The sequence below is a fragment of the Bordetella holmesii genome, from assembly GCF_020735985.1.
In the GTDB taxonomy this organism is placed as follows: Bacteria; Pseudomonadota; Gammaproteobacteria; order Burkholderiales; family Burkholderiaceae_B; genus Bordetella; species Bordetella holmesii.
In genome coordinates this window covers 1414773-1432147 of sequence record NZ_CP085973.1, presented here as the reverse complement: position 1 = coordinate 1432147, position 17375 = coordinate 1414773, and the positions used below count along the sequence as shown (strand labels likewise).

Annotated in this window: 16 protein-coding genes and 2 pseudogenes; 8 read left to right on the top strand and 10 right to left on the bottom strand. The window is 60.6% G+C overall.

All coding sequences use genetic code 11. The annotated features are described in order from the left end of the window. Positions 1-10: 10 nt before the first annotated feature. A pseudogene (locus LK440_RS06780) lies at positions 11-151 on the bottom strand (RES family NAD+ phosphorylase); the annotation flags it as partial. A 107-nt stretch (positions 152-258) separates the two neighbouring features. Next, positions 259-1379 (bottom strand): IS3 family transposase gene (locus LK440_RS06775; RefSeq protein WP_370510763.1). Its coding sequence is split into 2 segments (ribosomal slippage): positions 259-1127 and positions 1127-1379, totalling 1122 coding nucleotides; the frame shifts between segments, so codons are not numbered across the junction. Between the two features lie 57 nt (positions 1380-1436). Between LK440_RS06775 and LK440_RS06770 the strand changes: the two are divergent. Both LK440_RS06770 and LK440_RS06765 read left to right on the top strand, forming a co-directional pair. After that, positions 1437-1732, top strand: a pseudogene (locus LK440_RS06770) (DUF423 domain-containing protein); the annotation flags it as partial. Between the two features lie 3 nt (positions 1733-1735). Continuing rightward, complete coding sequence (locus tag LK440_RS06765) at positions 1736-2635, top strand: DMT family transporter (protein ID WP_005014028.1); 900 nt, start codon at positions 1736-1738, stop codon at positions 2633-2635. Between the two features lie 4 nt (positions 2636-2639). Here LK440_RS06765 and LK440_RS06760 read toward each other — a convergent pair whose 3' ends face one another. Further along, a complete protein-coding gene (locus tag LK440_RS06760; protein WP_005014029.1) occupies positions 2640-3779 on the bottom strand; it encodes a PQQ-dependent sugar dehydrogenase in 1140 nt (379 codons plus the stop codon). 107 nt (positions 3780-3886) lie between these two features. Between LK440_RS06760 and LK440_RS06755 the strand changes: the two genes are divergently transcribed. The 3 genes from LK440_RS06755 (at position 3887) to cuyB (ending at position 7136) form a co-directional block, all read left to right on the top strand. Then, positions 3887-4501 (top strand): glutathione S-transferase family protein, encoded by a 615-nt coding sequence (locus tag LK440_RS06755; protein WP_005014030.1) that lies wholly within the window; start codon positions 3887-3889, stop codon positions 4499-4501. A gap of 339 nt (positions 4502-4840) precedes the next feature. After that, positions 4841-6061 (top strand): ISL3 family transposase, encoded by a 1221-nt coding sequence (locus LK440_RS06750; protein ID WP_005014031.1) that lies wholly within the window; start codon positions 4841-4843, stop codon positions 6059-6061. Between the two features lie 331 nt (positions 6062-6392). Next, positions 6393-7136 carry a cysteate racemase gene (gene cuyB, locus LK440_RS06745; protein WP_025341453.1) on the top strand — a complete coding sequence of 248 codons (744 nt, stop codon included), beginning with the start codon at positions 6393-6395 and terminating at the stop codon, positions 7134-7136. Between the two features lie 90 nt (positions 7137-7226). Here cuyB and LK440_RS06740 read toward each other — a convergent pair whose 3' ends face one another. From LK440_RS06740 to proC, 7 genes are all read right to left on the bottom strand, one after another. Then, entirely contained in the window at positions 7227-7928 is a 702-nt protein-coding gene (locus tag LK440_RS06740) for an ABC transporter ATP-binding protein (protein ID WP_005014033.1), read from the bottom strand. Then, a complete protein-coding gene (gene livG / locus LK440_RS06735) occupies positions 7929-8696 on the bottom strand; it encodes a high-affinity branched-chain amino acid ABC transporter ATP-binding protein LivG (protein WP_005014034.1) in 768 nt (255 codons plus the stop codon). It lies immediately after the preceding gene. After that, positions 8693-9931, bottom strand: coding sequence for a high-affinity branched-chain amino acid ABC transporter permease LivM (locus LK440_RS06730; RefSeq protein ID WP_005014035.1), 1239 nt, complete (start codon positions 9929-9931; stop codon positions 8693-8695). The genes livG and LK440_RS06730 overlap by 4 nt, the downstream gene beginning before the upstream one ends. Then, positions 9931-10857: a high-affinity branched-chain amino acid ABC transporter permease LivH gene (gene livH, locus LK440_RS06725; RefSeq protein ID WP_005014036.1), complete on the bottom strand. Its 927-nt coding sequence runs from the start codon at positions 10855-10857 to the stop codon at positions 9931-9933. The genes LK440_RS06730 and livH overlap by 1 nt, the downstream gene beginning before the upstream one ends. Positions 10858-10960: 103 nt before the next feature. Next, complete coding sequence (locus LK440_RS06720; RefSeq protein WP_005014037.1) at positions 10961-12076, bottom strand: branched-chain amino acid ABC transporter substrate-binding protein; 1116 nt, start codon at positions 12074-12076, stop codon at positions 10961-10963. A gap of 349 nt (positions 12077-12425) precedes the next feature. After that, a complete protein-coding gene (locus LK440_RS06715; protein ID WP_101557832.1) occupies positions 12426-12956 on the bottom strand; it encodes a queuosine precursor transporter in 531 nt (176 codons plus the stop codon). Between the two features lie 14 nt (positions 12957-12970). Beyond that, positions 12971-13804, bottom strand: coding sequence for a pyrroline-5-carboxylate reductase (gene proC / locus LK440_RS06710; RefSeq protein WP_005014039.1), 834 nt, complete (start codon positions 13802-13804; stop codon positions 12971-12973). 191 nt (positions 13805-13995) lie between these two features. Here proC and ugpB point away from each other — a divergent pair, with 191 nt between their 5' ends. From ugpB to ugpE, 3 genes are all read left to right on the top strand, one after another. Beyond that, positions 13996-15306: a sn-glycerol-3-phosphate ABC transporter substrate-binding protein UgpB gene (gene ugpB, locus LK440_RS06705; protein WP_005014041.1), complete on the top strand. Its 1311-nt coding sequence runs from the start codon at positions 13996-13998 to the stop codon at positions 15304-15306. 284 nt (positions 15307-15590) lie between these two features. Then, positions 15591-16472, top strand: a complete 882-nt coding sequence (gene ugpA / locus LK440_RS06700) for a sn-glycerol-3-phosphate ABC transporter permease UgpA (RefSeq protein ID WP_005014042.1) — start codon at positions 15591-15593, stop codon at positions 16470-16472. Positions 16473-16496: 24 nt separating this feature from the next. Then, positions 16497-17348: a sn-glycerol-3-phosphate ABC transporter permease UgpE gene (ugpE, locus tag LK440_RS06695; protein WP_005014043.1), complete on the top strand. Its 852-nt coding sequence runs from the start codon at positions 16497-16499 to the stop codon at positions 17346-17348. Positions 17349-17375 lie beyond the last annotated feature (27 nt).

Genomic DNA, 17375 nt, shown 5'->3' with positions numbered 1-17375 from the left:
GCGCTGGCGTTCATGCCGGGTTCGGCCCCAGGCGCGGGTCATAAACGAATTTTTCGCAGCGCGCGACACGGATTCGGGCCGCGTCAGCGTGCCGAGGATTGATCAGGACGTTTCCGTCGGGCAACCCCGGATGCGGCAGGATCGCGCTAGGTGTGAAGATTCAATAGGTTGTATGCATGGTTCATCCGAACCGGATTTGAGAAACTGGAAATCGCCAACCCCCCAGTTCACTCAAGGAGCCCTGACCTGCCCCCAGATTTAGTACGGCACCGACATAGAGCCCAGGGGTAAAAGACCTTCTTTCTGATGAGCCTGCACGAATTGCGCCGGCGTTAAATATCCGAGCGCGCTGTGAGGCCGATCGGTGTTGTACTCGACTCGCCAGTTTTCGATCAAGCTTTTAGCCTGTCGCAGGGACAAGAACCAGTGCTCGTTAAGGCATTCGTCGCGGAACTTGCCGTTGAAACTTTCGATATAAGCGTTCTCCACCGGCTTACCCGGCCGAATAAACGACAGCTTTACGCCTGCTTGGTAGGCCCAGGCGTCCAAGGCTCTTCCGGCGAACTCTGGCCCGTTGTCCACGGTAATAGATCGCGGCAGGCCACGCATCTCCGCCAGCCGTTGCAGCACCATGGCAACACGCAGTCCCGGCAACGACGTATCGACCTCGATGGCCAGGCATTCGCGAGTGTAGTCATCGACGATAGTCAAACAGCGGAATCGGCGGCCATAGGCTAGGCCGTCGGCCACAAAGTCCATTGACCAACTCTGATTCGGCGCGATTGCCGCTGGGCGAACCACGCGCTCGGTCGCCGCGATTCGCTTACGCTTTCGTTTTCGCACGCTTAACCCTGCCAGACTGTACAGCCGCCAGATTCGCTTGTGATTTGCTTGCCAGCCTTCGCGACGTAAGAGCACATGGATCCTCCGATAGCCGTAGCGTCGTTTCTCCACTGCCATCTCTTTCATGCGCTCGGTCAGCGCAGCATCGCCTGAGCGTGTGCTCTCGTAGGCAAACAGCGACCGCGAAATTCCTACCAGCCCACAGGCCCGGGTAACACCCATGCTGCGCTCGGTCATTAATGTCCTGACCGCCTCGCGTTTGGCCTGCGGGCTGACTACTTTCGGCTTAGCAGATCCTGAAGCGCCGCCTTGTCCAGCATCGACTCGGCCAACAGCTTCTTGAGCTTGTTGTTCTCCTGCTCCAGCTCCTTGAGCCTCTGAGCGTCCGACACCGTCATGCCACCGAACTTCGCCTTCCAGTTGTAGTACGTTGCCTCGGAGATTCCGTGCTTGCGGCACAACTCTGCGGGCTTGGCACCTGCATCGGCTTCCTTGAGCACGCCGATGATTTGCTCTTCCGTAAATCGTTTCTTCATTGCCATTCCTTTGGGAACGGACTCTACATCGATTTCGTACTAATCACGGGGAGCAGGTCACACGGACTCAAACGGGTACTGGATCCAGAAATGCTTGCCGTCTGGCAGACAGGGGTGCTTTATCAGCTCATCCATGCGCTGGGGCTGTTGGCGGTGGCCTGGCTTAGTACTCGCTACAGCTCGGCGCTGTTGCCGGCGGCAGGCTGGCTCATGTTCGCCGGCACAGTGGCAGTCTGTATCTGCTGGCCGGCACGGGGACACGAATCCTGGGTGCCATTACGTCCATCGGTGGGGTGGCTTTTCTGCTGTCCTGGGCGCTGATCGCCTGGGCTGTAGCCCGCAGCCCGCAGTAAATCATGGCAAGCACCTCCCTCGACGCACCCGGACAGGGCGCGGGCTCCTTAGCGGGCATCGCCTGCGTGGTTGCAGGAATTTTCTGCCTGACCCTCAGCGATGCGCAGGCCAAATGGCTTGGGGCCTCTTATTCGCCCATTCAGATCCTCTTTCTGCGCGCACTTATCGCCGCGCCGGTGGTGCTCGTCCTGGCCGCCTGTCTTGGAGGGCGGCGCAGCCTGCGCACCCGTCATCCGGGCATTCATTTACTGCGCGGCGCCATCAATATCGTCTCGGCCAGTTGTTTCTATCTCGGGTTGAACTATCTGCCGTTGGCTGAAAATACGGCCATCGCCTTTGCCGCGCCATTGTTCGTCACGGCGCTGTCCGTTTTTTTATTGAAGGAGCGGGTCGATGGGCGCAGGTGGCTGGCTGTGGCCGCAGGGTTTGCCGGGGTGCTGGTGATTGTGCGGCCCGGTTCGGCCAGTTTTCAACTCGCCGCCTTGCTGCCTCTGGTGACGGCCCTGCTCTATGCCGTCATGATGATCACCGCACGTACGATCGGCAAGGCAGAGGGCATGCTGACAACGATGTTCTATATCGTGGCAGGTCAACTCGTATGCAGTGCGGTGCTTATCCCCTGGTTCTGGCAGGCGCCCCGCATGAATGACCTGCCCTTGTTCGCCGGCGTGGCCGTGTTCAGTACCCTCGGACTGACACTCATTACCCAAGGTTTTCGCATTGGGCCGGCGTCTGTGGTGGCCCCCTTTGATTACACCGGCTTGCTATGGGCGACGTTGCTGGGTTGGCTCATTTGGGGTGAAACACCGGCGCTCTCGGCCACGTTGGGCGCGGTGTTCATCGCCGGCAGCGGTCTTTATATCGCCTGGCGCGAAACGGGCCATCGTCGCCGTCGCAACTAAGCGCTCAGGGCTGCTCGGCCGGCGTCAGGCGCAGCAAGCTGCCCTGCGCGGCGTCAGTCAGCACGTATACCGCACCATCCGGGCCGACACGAACGTCACGGATTCGCGCGCCCAGATCCTTGAGCATACGTTCCTCCGCGACGACGTTATCGCCGTCAAGCGTCAGTCGGATAAGCGATTGGTCAGCGAGTGCACCGATGAAAAGCGACCGCCGCCATTGCGGATAGGTGGGCGCGTCGTAGAAGGCCATACCGGAAATGGCCGGCGACTTGGCCCACCAGTACTTCGGTGCCGCTCCACCGTCGAGATCCGTGCCTGCGGCTTCGGGAATGCGAAGGCCAGAGTAATTGATGCCGTGAGTGGCCAGCGGCCATCCGTAATTGGCGCCGCGTTCAATCACGTTGAGCTCGTCTCCGCCGCGCGGCCCATGCTCATGCTCCCACAGCGCACCCGTCCAGGGATTGACGGCTAGGCCCTGCGGGTTTCTGTGCCCATAGGACCAGATCTCAGGACGCGCCTGCTTATCGGTGACAAAGGGGTTGTCATCCGGTACGGCCCCGTCGAGGTTCAATCGCACGACCTTGCCCTGCAACTTGGTCAGGTCCTGGGCAGTCGGCCGTTGGTTGTTTTCGCCCAACGCCACGAAAAGGTGGCCGTTTTTATCGAATGCCAGCCGCGAGCCATAGTGATGGCCCGTGGATAATTTGGGCAACTGCCGGAAAATAACCGTGAAGTCGCCCAGTGTCATGCCATCCTCGGACAATCGCCCTCGGCCTACCGCGGTGCCACTTTTGCCATCGCCGGCTTGCGAAAAAGCCAAGTAAACCAACCTGTCCTGCGCAAACCCGGGCGATAGAGCGACATCCAGCAAACCACCCTGCCCTTGCGCATACACCTGAGGCACGCCTTTGATCGGTTCGGACAGTTTCCCTGCCCGCAACTGCCGCAACACGCCGGGTCGTTCGGTGATCAATGCCGAACCGTCAGGCAGAAATGCCAGTGCCCAGGGATGCTCCAGCCCGCGAGCTACCTCGGTGACACGGACATTGGCAGCCGTCGGCGTCAAGCTCGTCGATGCATGGGCCGCTCCGAGCGAAAACGTACCCACCACTACCGACAGCCACAGAAAACGATGACACGACATAGGACCCTCCTCGCGACAGGTGTCGGATGTGTGTGAACATGTTGTCGCCGCCAGGCGTACCATATGTGCCTGGACACGATACGTCCTCTTTTCGGAGACTACGCTCAATGAAACTGTACTACATGCCCGGCGCGTGCTCGCTGGCTGATCACATCGTCCTCGAGTGGATCGGCAAGCCATATGAAACGCATATGCTCACCCGCGAAGCCCTCAAGGGCCCCGAGTTTCTGAAGATCAATCCGCTGGGTGCAGTGCCCGCACTGGTCGACGGCGACCTCGTGCTGACGCAGAACACGGCGATTCTGGAGTATCTGGCCGAAGCGGCCCCGCAAGCGGGCCTCATGGGCGATGGCACGCCGGCCGGACGCGCCGAGACGCGCCGATGGTTGGGACTGATCAACTCCGACGTGCACAAAACGTTCTCCCTGGTGTTCGGCGCACAGCGCTATGTGGAAGATGAAGCCGCACAGAACGCTCTGCGCAGCAGTGCCGCCAGCCAATTGCGCTCGCTCTTCGGCATCATCAATCAACGCCTGTCCGGACGCGCCTTTTTGACTGGCGCGCGTCCTGGAATCGCCGACGCCTACCTCTATGTGGTGTTGCGCTGGGCCCATGCCAAAGACATCGACTTGAGCGGTTACGACGATCTGGCTGCCTTCTTCAAACGCATGGAGGCCGATCCCAAGGTTCAAGCCGCGCTGAAGGCCGAAGGGCTGGCCTAGCACAGAAGAATCGGGAGGCGGCCGTCCGGCCCCGCCCGGTCACAGCGGCGCGACCGGTTCGCGCCAGCCAAGCGCTGCGCAAATGATGAACTCGGCTATGGAAGCAACATCGCGGGACGCAGCGAATGCATATGGTTGGCGCTCGAAGCGGGCCGCGTCCCTCAGCGCGACTGCGCCCGCAGATCGTCCTGGCTGGCAAAGATGATGGGCTGACGCGCGCCTGGGCTGAAGCCCTGCTGATCCATCCCTAAAATTATGGTTCATCGCGGAATAGCGTGGAGCCGTGCTTGATTGCCGTTACGCTTGATCCTTGATTTTTCAAGGATCAAGGCCGGGATCATGCTGGACCGCAAGACGATCGAGAGGTTGGGTGGGTGGGAAGGTTATCGGGTGGAGCGGGTCGTGTGGCCTGAAGGTGAGAGCCGGACGGTCACGATTTACCTGAAGCCTTCAGCGCGAACGATGCACTGCGAGCACTGCGGCAACCGATGTCGGCAGGTGCATGAGACGACCACGCGCCGGGTGCGGGATCTGCCGCTAATGGCGCTGCGAGTGACGCTGGTAGTGCCGCGTCGGCGGGTCTGGTGCGAGCAGTGCGGTGGACCGCATCTGGAGAGGCTGAGCTGGCTGGGCCGTTACCAGCGAGTGACCGACCGGCTGGCCGAGGCGGTCAGCCAGTTGCTTGAGTCCAGCAACATTCTGGCCGTGGCGCGCTTCTTCCAACTGGGTTGGCACACGGTCAAGGCGCTGGACAAGGCCCTGCTGCGACGGGCGATCCAAGAGCCGGACTGGAGCCAGATCCACTACCTAGCGATGGACGAGTTCGCTCTACACAAGGGCCATCGTTATGCCACGGTCGTTGTCGATCCGATCCGCTGTCAGGTGCTATGGATCGGTGATGGCCGCTCGCGCGAGACGGCCAGAGCCTTCTTCGAACAACTGCCAACTGGGGTTGCCCAGCAGATCCGGGCCGTAGCGATCGACATGACGACGGCCTATGAGCTGGAGATCCAGGCCAACTGCCCCAACGCCGAGATCGTCTACGACCTGTTCCACGTCGTGGCCAAGTACGGCCGTGAAGTGATAGACCGGGTGCGTGTAGACCAAGCGAACCAGTTGCGGCACGACAAGCCGGCCCGCCGGGTGATCAAGTCCAGTCGCTGGCTACTGCTGCGCAATCGCAAAAACCTCGATCCGTGCCAATCGGTAAAGTTGGACGAGTTGCTCCAGGCCAACCAGCCCTTGCTCACCGCTTATCTGATGCGCGATGAGCTCAAACAGCTGTGGTTCTACCAACACCCCGGCTACGCCCGCCAGGCATGGGATCACTGGCTGCAACAGGCTCAGGGCAGCGGCATCGCCGCCTTGGCTCACTTCGCGCTCAAGCTAAAAGCCTATCTGCACGGGATTCTGTCTCGCTGTCGCCACCGGCTCAACACCAGCATCGTCGAGGGCATCAACAACACCATCAAAGTCATCAAACGCCGCGCCTACGGCTACCGCGATCAGGAGTACTTCTTCCTCAAGATCCGGTCTGCATTCCCCGGTATTCCTCGATGAACCAAAATTATCTCGTCTTCGGCCTGCACGACGTCTTGGCGCCCAGGATGCTGCGCATCGCACGCTGACTATCCGCGCATTTTTGTATTGGACGAACGCATAGCCAATCCGCCTGAGTTGCAAACCAACCTCACCCACGCACGCAGGCGGCTCATGGGGCCATTGCCCTAGGGTAAACCCTGGAAAAATACAAGCACACGCAGTATCATTGGGCAGTAGTTTCTGATCGACGAAGCCCGCTCCATCAACGGTGCGAGCCCGCCGACCTGGTCCGGCTGTCCGGATAGCCGTCTCGAGGCGCGCTTTGCCGCCCTGGTTTCACCGCTTTGTCATGACTCACACCGATTCTTGTTATTTGGGCATCCTCGGGGGCATGGGCCCGCTTGCGGGTGCTGCATTCGCCATGCGCCTGGCAGCGCTGACCCCGGCCAGCATAGACCAGCAGCACATTCCTGCCCTGCTGCTCAACGATCCGCGCATTCCCGATCGCAGTACGGCTCGCCTCTATGGTGGCGCCGACCCCTGGCCAGCCATGCTGCGGGGGATACGCACCCTCAACAATGCCGGCGCGAAACTGATCGCGGTGCCCTGCAATACCGCTCACCTCTGGTATGAGCAGATGGCGCAAGCCTCCGAGTGCGAAGTCCTGCACATCATCGAAGCGGTAGCGCAAGATCTCAAGCGACAAGGCATCACTCGTGGACGCGTGGGGCTGATGGGCACCGCTGCCACGCTGGGTCTTGGTCTGTATCAGCAAACCCTGGAAAAACACGGTTATACCTGCATTGTCCCCACCGAAGAAGAAATCGACACCCTCTGCATGGCCTCGATTCGTGCAGTCAAGGGCAATCAGGTCGAAGAGTCCTTCGCGCCGGCCGCCGAATGCATAGAGCGTCTGCGCACGCGCGGTGCGGATGCCGTCGTGCTGGGTTGCACCGAGTTGCCGCTGGCCGTACCCCACGCCTTGCGCAAAGACCTGGGCATTCCGTTGACCGACTCCATCGATGCGTTGGCTCTGGCAGCCATCGCCCACTTTCAGCCACATCACCTCGAAGCCGAAGCCCTGTCAGCCTGAACCCTCGTTTGAAGCCCGAGGCGGGGTGCAACGCCACACCTCGGGGTTCTTGCATGAGCAGGTTTTCGATCCGGTCACCTCAAGCCGTGCTCAGCCGCCCAGATAGGCTTTGCGCACCTCGTCGTTGACCAGCAGATTGGCCCCCGTATCCTGAAGTACGACGCGGCCGTTCTCCAGCACATAGCCCCGGTCGGCGACTTGCAAGGCCTTGTTGGCATTCTGTTCCACCAGGAAAACCGTCACCCCTTCGTCACGAATGGTGCGAATGATCTCGAAGATCTGCGCGATGATCAGGGGTGCCAGACCGAGCGTGGGCTCATCGAGCAACAACAGCCGCGGGCGGGTCATCAGTGCCCGGCCGATCGCCAGCATCTGCTGCTCCCCGCCAGACATCGTGCCGGCACGTTGGCTGGCCCGCTCCTTCAGCCTCGGGAACAGCGTGAACACGTGCTCGAGTCCGGCTTCGATATCAGCCCGCGAGCAGAAAAAGCCTCCCATCTGGAGGTTTTCCGTCACGGTCAGGTCTTTGAACACCCGCCGTCCTTCAGGCGAGATCGCAATCCCATTGCGCATGATCAAATGGGTAGGCTCGTGCGTGATGTCCTGGCCTTCGAAGAGGATGCGGCCCTCGCGCGCGCGGGGATCGCCGCAAACCGTCATCAGCAACGTCGTCTTGCCCGCGCCATTGGCCCCGATAAGGGTGACGATTTCGCCCTGGTTGACCTCGACCGACACGCCGCTGAGCGCCTGAATCGCACCGTAATAGGTATGGATATTTTCCAGCTTGAGCATTTACTCTTCCCCCAGATAGGCCTTGATGACGCGCGGATCATTGCGCACCTCGTCGGGGGTGCCCGTGGTGATGGGCTTGCCGTGCTCCATGACCAGAATGCGGTCGGAAATACCCATGATCAGGCTCATGTCGTGCTCGATCAGCAAAACGGCCACGCCAAACTCACGCCGCAATTGATCGATCAGATTCTGCAGGTCGCGCTTTTCTTGCGGGTTCAGGCCCGCGGCCGGCTCATCCAGCATGAGCAGGCGGGGTTTGGTGATCATGCAACGGGCGATTTCCAGACGCCGTTGGTGGCCATACGCCAGATTTCCGGCCTCGCGATTGGCCAGATCCCGCAGACCCATGAAGTCCAGCCACTGTGCCGCACGGTCCAGCGCCTCGGCCTCGGATTGCCGATAGGACTTGAGTTTGAGCAGACCTGGCAGCAGGCGTGACTCCACCTGAGTATGCTGTGCCACTAGCAGATTCTCCAGCACAGTCAGCTGCTTGAACAGGCGCACATTCTGGAACGTGCGCACCAATCCATGGCGTGCGACCTTGTGGCTGGGCAAGCCGGTAATCGGCTTGCCATCCATCAGGATCTCGCCTGCACTGGGCTTGTAAAAGCCGCCCACGCAGTTAAAGACGGTTGTCTTGCCAGCCCCGTTGGGGCCGATGATGGCGAAGACCTCATCACTCTTGACGTCAAACGCCACGCTATCGACAGCCAGCAAGCCGCCAAAACGCATGGTCAGGCCGGAGACTTTAAGCAAGGTTGCACTCATTTGCTCAGCTCCACATGCGGACGCTTCATGGGCAGCAAGCCCTGTGGACGCCACATCATCATCAACACCATTACCAGCCCGAACATCAGCATGCGGTACTCGGCGAACTCGCGCGCCAGCTCAGGCAACACCGTCAACAGAATGGCGGCCAGAATGACACCGAACTGCGAACCCATACCTCCCAACACCACGATGGCCAGAATCAATGCCGACTCGATGAAGGTGAAGGATTCCGGATTGACCATGCCCTGGCGGGCGGCGAAGAACGCTCCGCCGAAGCCGGCAAACATGGCGCCCAGCGTAAAGGCCGACAGCTTGATTCGGGTTGGATTCAGTCCCAGGGAACGGCAAGCGATCTCGTCCTCGCGCAAGGCCTCCCAGGCCAGGCCTACCGGCATGCGGATCAATCGCGTCGACACAAACAGCGTAACCAACGCGAGCACCAACGCCATTAAGTAGAGATAGATGACCAAATGCTGGTTCTGAAACGCCAGACCAAAAAACTGATGGAAGGTCTCACCGCCCTCCTGGCTGGCGCGGCGAGTGAGTTCCAGCCCCATGAAGGTGGGCTTGGGTATCCCGGAGATGCCGTCGGGGCCGCCGGTGAGCTCCGTCAAATTGATCAGCAGCAGGCGAATGATCTCGCCGAAACCGAGTGTCACGATGGCCAGATAATCCCCGCGCAGCCTCAGCACCGGGAACCCCAGCACAAAGCCAAACAGCGCAGCCACAGCCCCCGAGAAAGGCAAGGCTTCCCAGAAGCTCCATCCGCCCCAGTGATAGAGCAAGGCGTAGGTGTAGGCACCGACGGCGTAAAAACCCACGAAACCCAGATCCAGCAGACCGGCGAAACCGACCACGATGTTCAGGCCCAGCCCGAGCATCACGTAGATCAGCACCAGCGTGGCAATATCTACAGAACTACGGCCGGCAAAAAATGGCCAGATCGCCGCGCCAAGCAAAACCAGTACAAAAAGCCATTTGCGGCCGCCGGCGGTGGGTGCGGCCGGTAAGGTCGGCAGGCCGGTCTTGAGGCGTTGCAAGGGTTTGGTCAGCCAGGGACGCAGCAACTGGAATAGGAAGACCACGGCGGCGGCCAGAATAACCAGATCCCAACGGGACTCCAGGCTGGTGCGCGCACCTTGCCGAATGAGCTGCAGGCCAAAGACTGGGGTGACGATCACGGCCGTCAACACGGCCGCCATGGTGGCGTTTTTGAGTGAATGATTAGCCATCAGACTTTCTCAACCTCAGGTTTACCGAGCAGCCCGGTGGGACGGAACAGCAGGATGAGCACGAGCAGCCCAAAGGCGACGATGTCTTTGTACTGCGAGGAGATATAGGCTGCGGCGAATGTTTCGGCTAACCCCAGCAGTACGCCGCCCAGCATGGCGCCCGGAATGCTGCCGATACCCCCGAGCACCGCAGCGGTGAACGCCTTGATACCCGCCAGAAAGCCAATGAAGGGATTGAGTTTGCCGATGGTGATGGCAATGAGTACACCCCCTACGGCCGCCAGCCCGGCACCCAGTACAAAGGTGAAGGAAATCACTTTGTTGGTGTCGATGCCCAGCAGATTGGCCATGTGCATATCCTGCGAGCAGGCACGCGAGGCACGGCCCATGCGCGAATACTTGATGAACAGCGTCAACGCCACCATCAGCACGACCGTCACCACAATGATCATGACGCGTGAATAAGGGACGGTGACCTCGAAGTCTGACCCCATGCGAAACTGCAGTGCTCCGGAGACCAGAGAGGGGACGGCCATGTCACGGGCACCCTGCCCCAAGGCTACCCAGTTCTGCAAGAAAATAGACATCCCGATGGCAGAAATGAGTGCGACCAGGCGCGGGCTGCCACGCACCGGCCGATACGCCACGCGCTCGACGCTGAAGCCGTAGACGCAGGTCACTACGATAGAGACGACCAGCATGGCTGCGATGATGAACGGCAGCGGCATGCCGCTATTGGTACCGATGGCCGTCAACGTAACCAGGCCCACATAGGCGCCGATCATATAGATCTCGCCGTGAGCGAAGTTGATCATGCCGATGATGCCGTAGACCATTGTGTAGCCAATGGCGATCAGCGCATAGATCGCGCCCAAGGACAGCCCGTTGAAGAACTGCTGGGTCAGCTGGGGGATAAGATCATGCATGTTGCGAATGCTCCAAATAGCTCCGGCTCCGGTAATGCCACCCGGAGCCGGAAACCTTGGCTCTGCGGACGGTGCTGGCAGTCAGCCAGGGCCCGCAGCGTGTTTACAGCTGGGTCTTCTTGCCGTTCTTGTCCCACTTGAAGACAGCGAACTCGAAGTCCTTCAGGTCGCCCTTGGCGTCGTATTCAACCTTACCGATGGCCGTATCGAAGGAATTTTTGTGCAGATGGTCGGCCACCTTGGCCGGGTCCTCGCCCACGGCATTGATGCCGTCGGCGATCAACTGCACGGCCGCGTAGGCCGGCATCTGAAAGGCTCCGTCCGGATCACGCTTGGCATCCTTGAAGGCCTTGACGATGCCCTCGTTGCCAGGCAGCTTGGTGAAATCCGACGGCAGCGTCACCAGCAGACCTTCGATGGCCGGACCGGCGATGGCCACCAGGTCCTGGTTGGCTGTGCCCTCCGGGCCCATGAATTGGACATTCAAGCCCTGCTCGCGGGACTGACGCAGCAGCAAACCAAGCTCAGGGTGATAGCCGCCGAAATAGACCAAGTCAACACCGGCCGATTTCAGCTTGGTGATGATAGCGGAATAATCGCTGTCACCCACGTTGATGCCCTCGAACAAGGCAACGTTGACTTTTTCCTTCTCGAGCGCGGACTTGACCTGGTTGGCCACACCGGAGCCATAGGTCTGTTTGTCATGCAGCACGGCCACTTTCTTCGGCTTGATGGTATTTGCGATGTAGCGGGCAGCGAACGGGCCCTGCTGGTCATCGCGGCCAATCGTGCGGAAGAAATAATGCGGCTTGGTCGTGTCGGTCACCAGCGGCGAGGTGGCGCCCGGAGTGATGGCGACAATGCCTTCCTGCTCATAGACGTTGACGGCGGGCACGGTCACGCCCGAGCAGGCGTGGGCCACCGCAAACTTGGCACCGGAATTGACCACGCGGTTGGCGGCCGGCACGGCCTGCTTCGGTTCGCAGCCGTCGTCGATCAGAATGGCCTCGAGCTTCTTGCCCTTTACCCCACCCTTGGCATTGATGGATTCGATGGCAGTCAGTGCGCCTGCCTGGATTTGATCCCCGTATTGGGTGTTGGGACCGGTCATGGGCTGGGGAATACCGATTTTGATGGTATCGGCAGCGTGCACGGCCCCGGCGAAAGCCAGAGCGCCAATCGCGACGGCGAGCGGGGTAAAGCGTTGCGACAACTTCATGCAAATTCTCCCGGCAAGAGTATTGGAGCGGACTTATTGGTGGGTAGGCGAAACATCGTTATTCCGCATGCCTTGCTTACACGGCGCCGCAGACTCACGGCAGCGTCAATGTCGCGGCTATTCTGAAAGCATGGGTCCGGGGTGTCACTGCGTGGAATCCCCAATAGTCCTGTCGCCCGGCAAATGCGGGTCAGATAGCGCCCGAATGCGCCGATTTGGGCGGCGTAAGCCTCACGTAAGAGAGAGAGATGGAAATGGCGGCACCTGCTGCGATCTATGCTGCAGGTGCCGCCGTTGTGCTATCGATGCCAGGTGGGCGCCATCGCACCCATAGCGAGCTGACAGGCCGTCAGCGCGTCTGCGGAACCGGTCGCGCCAGATTCCACATCAGGGCGCGAAACGGCGCCAGCATACTGATGTTGATCACCAGCTTGATGGCCAGATCGCCGAGCATCCAGGTCAGCCATGGGGTGCCGGTGGCGGCAAACGCCACGCTAAAGAAAATCGCCGTGTCCGCCACCGCCCCTATCACCCCTGAAACCAAGGGGGCACGCCACCAGCGTTGGTCCCGCAACCGGTCGAACACCTGGATGTCGATCAATTGTGCGCAGATGTAGGCCAGGCCGGAGGCCAGTGCGATGCGCGGCGACGCCACCCACACGGACACCGCCAGCGCGGCGGCAAACCCGAACCAGGCCACACGCCGCGCCGCAACGGGGCCGAAACGCCGGTTCAGGACGTCCGTCACCAAGAAGGCGACCGGATAGGACAGCCCTCCCCAGGTCAACCAATTATTCAAGGGCACCTGGACAAGAATATTGGAACCGACCACCACGGCACCCATGCAGAACACGGCCAACAGGAACTGATAGCCGCGCATGGTCTCAAAGCGCCTCACTTGCCGAACTCCTCGCCCAATTCCTCCGAGCGGCGGGCCGCCGCCTCGATGGCACGCGCCACGATACTGCGCATATCGGCTTGTTCGAGCACCGCCAGTGCTGCCGCCGTCGTGCCGCCTTTGGACGTCACGCGTTCGCGCAGCACGGACGGAGGGTCCTCGGCCTGGCTCGCCAGGGTCGTCGCGCCGCGCAAAGTGCCCAGCGCCAGTTGGCGGGCTTGCTCGGCAGACAGGCCAACCGCCTGGCCGCCAGCGATCAATGCTTCGATAAAGAGAAACACATAGGCTGGCCCGCTACCGGACAATGCCGTCACCGCGTCCAGCGCCGCATCATCGGCTACCCATACCACCTCGCCCACCGCGCCCAGCAGCGTCTGCGCGAGTTGCCTGTCCGCCGCACTCACCCCGTCGAGCGCAGCCATGCCCGTCATGCCTTGGCCGACAAGCGCAGGGGTATTGGGCATGCAACGCACCAGACGGCTCCAGGGCCGCTCGGGTTGGCCGAGCCAACCGGCCAGCGTGTCGGCCCGCAAACCGGCCGCCACGCTGATGACCAGGGTGTCGGGTTCCAGCCAAGGCTGAACGGCCTGCACGACATCGCGCATGACCTGAGGCTTGACCGCAAAGATCCAGACGCGGCAACGCGCGAGCGCCGCATCGGGCGCCGCCGCGGCCGTCATGCCGCGCTGCAGCCAGAACGCGTGCGCCTGGACGTTGATGTCCACGACGTGGATGTTGTGGGCAGGACACACTTTGTCGGCCAGACCGACAGCCAAGGCGGAGGCCATATTGCCGCCGCCAATAAAGGCGATAGAGAGAGGGTTTTCCATGGCACGCCATTGTAAACCGGCCGGGCCGGATGCAGAATGCTCCAAACCGTCCGGCGGGCTGAAGACAGCGGCCCAATTTGACAGCCTCAGCGGGCGGTGTAACAGTCACGCCTCTGTCACAAACAATTCATAAGGTGTATCGCCTCGCGCGCGCAACCCGCGGCGCAGTCGCTCAACCGGAGGAACACTTCATGCAACCCCAACGTATCGCCCTGGCAGCGGCGCTGATCGTTGCCTTTGCAAGCGTCTCGGCCCACGCCGCCACGGAAATTCAATTCTGGCACTCCATGGAAGGCGCCCTGGGCGACCGGGTCAATGCGCTGGTTGAAGAGTTCAACAAGCAAAATCCCGACTACCAAGTCAAAGCAGTCTACAAGGGCAATTACGGCGAATCCATGAATGCCGGCATTGCTGCGTTCCGCGCCGGCAATGCGCCAGACATCCTGCAAGTTTTCGAGGTCGGCACTGCCACGATGATGCATGCCAAGGGCGCTATCAAGCCCGTGCAGCAGATGTCCGAGGAAGCCGGCGATCCGATCGACCCCAAAGCCTTTATCGGCGCGGTCGCCGGTTATTACTCCTCACCCGAGGGCAAGCTGGTTTCCATGCCCTTTAACAGCTCGACGGTGGTGTTCTATTACAACAAGGACGCCTTCAAGAAGGCGGGCCTGGACCCCGAAAAACCGCCCAAGACGTGGGAAGAAGTCGTTGCCGCCGGGCAGAAGCTCAAGGCCGCCGGCCAGGAGTGCGGGTACACCACGTCGTGGCCGTCCTGGGTACAGCTGGAAACCTTCTCGGCCTGGCATAACGTGCCCTACGCCACCAAGGACAACGGTTTCGGCGGTGTGGATGCGCGGCTGGCTATCGATACGCCGCTGCATGTGCGCCACCTCGAAAACCTGGCCAAACTCGGCAAGGACGGCATCTTCATGTATGGCGGCCGCGGCGATGAACCCAATTCACTGTTCATCAGCGGCAAGTGTGCCATGATCACCGGCTCGAGCGGCTTGCGCGCCAACATCATGAAGAACGCCAAGTTCGACTTCGGCACTTCCACGGTTCCGTACTATGCCGACGTGCAAGGCGCGCCGCAGAACACCATCATCGGCGGCGCCTCGCTGTGGGTCTTCGCGAACAAAAAACCCGATGTCTACAAAGGGGTGACGAAATTCTTCAAGTTCTTGGCCAGCCCTGAAGTCGCGGCGCGCTGGCATCAGCAGACCGGCTATGTTCCGGTTACTGTCGATGCCTACGAACTGACCAAGAAACAGGGTTTCTACGACAAGAACCCCGGTACAGATGTTGGCGTCAAGCAGCTTAACGTGCAGACCACCGCGCAATCGCGGGGCCTGCGACTCGGCTACCTGCCGCAGATTCGCGAGATCGAGGACGCCGAAATCGAACGTGTTGTTTCGGGCAAGACCACGGCCAAGGATGGTCTGCAGACGATCGTCAAACGCGGCAATGATCTGCTCGAGAAGTTCGAAAAAAGCGTGAAGTAAACTTGCCCCTGGTGGCCCGGTGACCGGTTTGTATCTGTCCCCGGGCCGCAGCCCCGGTGCCCGCCCGGGGCGTGGCGCTCCCTTTTTCCGCAGTTGTCCTGATTCCGCTTCCATTCCGGCATTTTTCAGGGCAGTCTGCGGCCTTTGCGTTTTAAGGGGGTAAGGCCCAGGCTTCAGCCCGATGGCGCATGCGCCGGGGCAACGCCGACACCTTGCTCTGCCCTGCCGTCGGATCCCGGCGGTTCATGCATTCGCGGCACAGGCCGCCATTTTTGCCCAGCCCCATGGAAAAACGTGTCGTATTTGGCCACAAGACGCTGCCCTACCTGCTGTTAGCGCCGCAGTTGATCATCACGGTGGTCTTTTTCTTTTTGCCGGCCGGGCAGGCGATGTGGCAATCCATGCGCCTGGAAGATGCGTTTGGCCTGTCTTCCGAATTTGTCGGCATGGACAACTTCGTAGAGCTTTTCTCCCAACAGGCCTATCTGGATTCTTTCAAGGTCACTGCCGTGTTTTCGGTACTGGTGGCGTTTGTCGGTCTGTCGGTATCGTTACTGCTGGCTGTCATGGCCGACCGCGTCATACGCGGTGCCGGTATGTACAAGACACTGTTGATCTGGCCGTATGCCGTCGCCCCGGCCGTGGTCGGCGTGCTCTGGCTGTTTCTTTTCTCTCCGTCGGTCGGGATCCTTGCCGTGGCGCTGCGCAGCCTGGGCGTAGACTGGAATCCCCGGCTCGATGGCACACAGGCAATGATATTGGTGCTGATCGCTGCCGTCTGGAAGCAGATTTCCTATAACTTTCTGTTCTTCCTGGCGGGCCTGCAATCCATTCCGCGTTCGCTGATCGAAGCCGCCGCTATCGATGGAGCCTCTCCCGCGCGTCGGTTCTGGAGCATTGTGTTCCCGCTGCTGTCGCCAACGACGTTCTTTCTGCTCGTGGTCAACGTCATCTACGCATTTTTCGACACTTTTGCCGTCGTCGACACGACCACTCAGGGCGGCCCGGGCACCTCTACCGCCATCCTGGTCTACAAGGTCTACAGCGATGGATTCCGCGGCCTGGACCTGGGTTCGTCAGCCGCACAATCGGTGGTCCTGATGGTCATCGTGGTCATGCTCACGGTCGTGCAATTCCGCTACATCGACCGCAAAGTGCAGTACTGATTTTCGAATACAAGGTTAGCAACCATGGTAGAACGCCGTCCCTGGCTAGATGCGCTGGCCCACGTCATCCTTCTGATGGGAGTGGCGCTGGTCGCGTTCCCGATTTATGTCACGTTCGTGGCGTCCACACAGACGGCCCAGGAGGTCGCTTCGGCGCCGATGTCGCTGATTCCTGGCAAGCACTTCGTCGACAACTACATGCAGGCGCTTTTCGCCGGGTCTGGCGGCGGCTCGTCAGGCACGCCGGTGGCGCGCATGATGTACGTCAGTTTGATCATGGCCTTGGCCATTTCGCTGGGCAAGATCGCCATCTCGCTGCTATCGGCGTTTGCTGTCGTGTATTTCCGCTTTCCCGGCCGCATGTTCTTCTTCTGGATGATTTTCGTCACTCTGATGCTGCCGGTCGAAGTGCGCATCGCACCGACCTACAAGGTGGTGGCCGATCTTGGGCTGCTCAATAGTTATGCAGGACTTACCTTACCCCTGATCGCGTCAGCCACGGCGACGTTTCTGTTCAGGCAATTTTTTCTTACCGTGCCGGACGAATTGATCGAAGCCGCTCGCATCGACGGTGCGGGGCCGGTCCGGTTTTTCTTCGATGTGCTGCTGCCTCTGGCGCGCACCAGCATTGCCGCACTGTTTGTGATCCAGTTCATCTATGGCTGGAATCAGTATCTCTGGCCGTTGCTCATCACGACCCAGGAAGATATGTACCCGGTGGTCATTGGCATCAAGCGCATGATCAGCGGCGGCGACAGCGTCACCGAATGGAACATCACCATGGCAACCGCCCTTCTGGCCATGATCCCGCCCGCGCTGGTCGTGATCCTGATGCAGAAATGGTTCGTCAAGGGCCTGGTCGATACGGAAAAGTGACCGGCACCTGCCCTCCCGACACGCTAC

What these genes read in the sequence shown, in the direction of transcription:
- LK440_RS06765 (WP_005014028.1), top strand. Translation starts at nt 1,736, where the DNA reads ATGGCAAGCACCTCCCTCGACGCACCCGGACAGGGCGCGGGCTCCTTA.
- LK440_RS06760 (WP_005014029.1), bottom strand. Translation starts at nt 3,779, where the DNA reads ATGTCGTGTCATCGTTTTCTGTGGCTGTCGGTAGTGGTGGGTACGTTT.
- LK440_RS06755 (WP_005014030.1), top strand. Translation starts at nt 3,887, where the DNA reads ATGAAACTGTACTACATGCCCGGCGCGTGCTCGCTGGCTGATCACATC.
- LK440_RS06750 (WP_005014031.1), top strand. Translation starts at nt 4,841, where the DNA reads ATGCTGGACCGCAAGACGATCGAGAGGTTGGGTGGGTGGGAAGGTTAT.
- cuyB (WP_025341453.1), top strand. Translation starts at nt 6,393, where the DNA reads ATGACTCACACCGATTCTTGTTATTTGGGCATCCTCGGGGGCATGGGC.
- LK440_RS06740 (WP_005014033.1), bottom strand. Translation starts at nt 7,928, where the DNA reads ATGCTCAAGCTGGAAAATATCCATACCTATTACGGTGCGATTCAGGCG.
- livG (WP_005014034.1), bottom strand. Translation starts at nt 8,696, where the DNA reads ATGAGTGCAACCTTGCTTAAAGTCTCCGGCCTGACCATGCGTTTTGGC.
- LK440_RS06730 (WP_005014035.1), bottom strand. Translation starts at nt 9,931, where the DNA reads ATGGCTAATCATTCACTCAAAAACGCCACCATGGCGGCCGTGTTGACG.
- livH (WP_005014036.1), bottom strand. Translation starts at nt 10,857, where the DNA reads ATGCATGATCTTATCCCCCAGCTGACCCAGCAGTTCTTCAACGGGCTG.
- LK440_RS06720 (WP_005014037.1), bottom strand. Translation starts at nt 12,076, where the DNA reads ATGAAGTTGTCGCAACGCTTTACCCCGCTCGCCGTCGCGATTGGCGCT.
- LK440_RS06715 (WP_101557832.1), bottom strand. Translation starts at nt 12,956, where the DNA reads ATGCGCGGCTATCAGTTCCTGTTGGCCGTGTTCTGCATGGGTGCCGTG.
- proC (WP_005014039.1), bottom strand. Translation starts at nt 13,804, where the DNA reads ATGGAAAACCCTCTCTCTATCGCCTTTATTGGCGGCGGCAATATGGCC.
- ugpB (WP_005014041.1), top strand. Translation starts at nt 13,996, where the DNA reads ATGCAACCCCAACGTATCGCCCTGGCAGCGGCGCTGATCGTTGCCTTT.
- ugpA (WP_005014042.1), top strand. Translation starts at nt 15,591, where the DNA reads ATGGAAAAACGTGTCGTATTTGGCCACAAGACGCTGCCCTACCTGCTG.
- ugpE (WP_005014043.1), top strand. Translation starts at nt 16,497, where the DNA reads ATGGTAGAACGCCGTCCCTGGCTAGATGCGCTGGCCCACGTCATCCTT.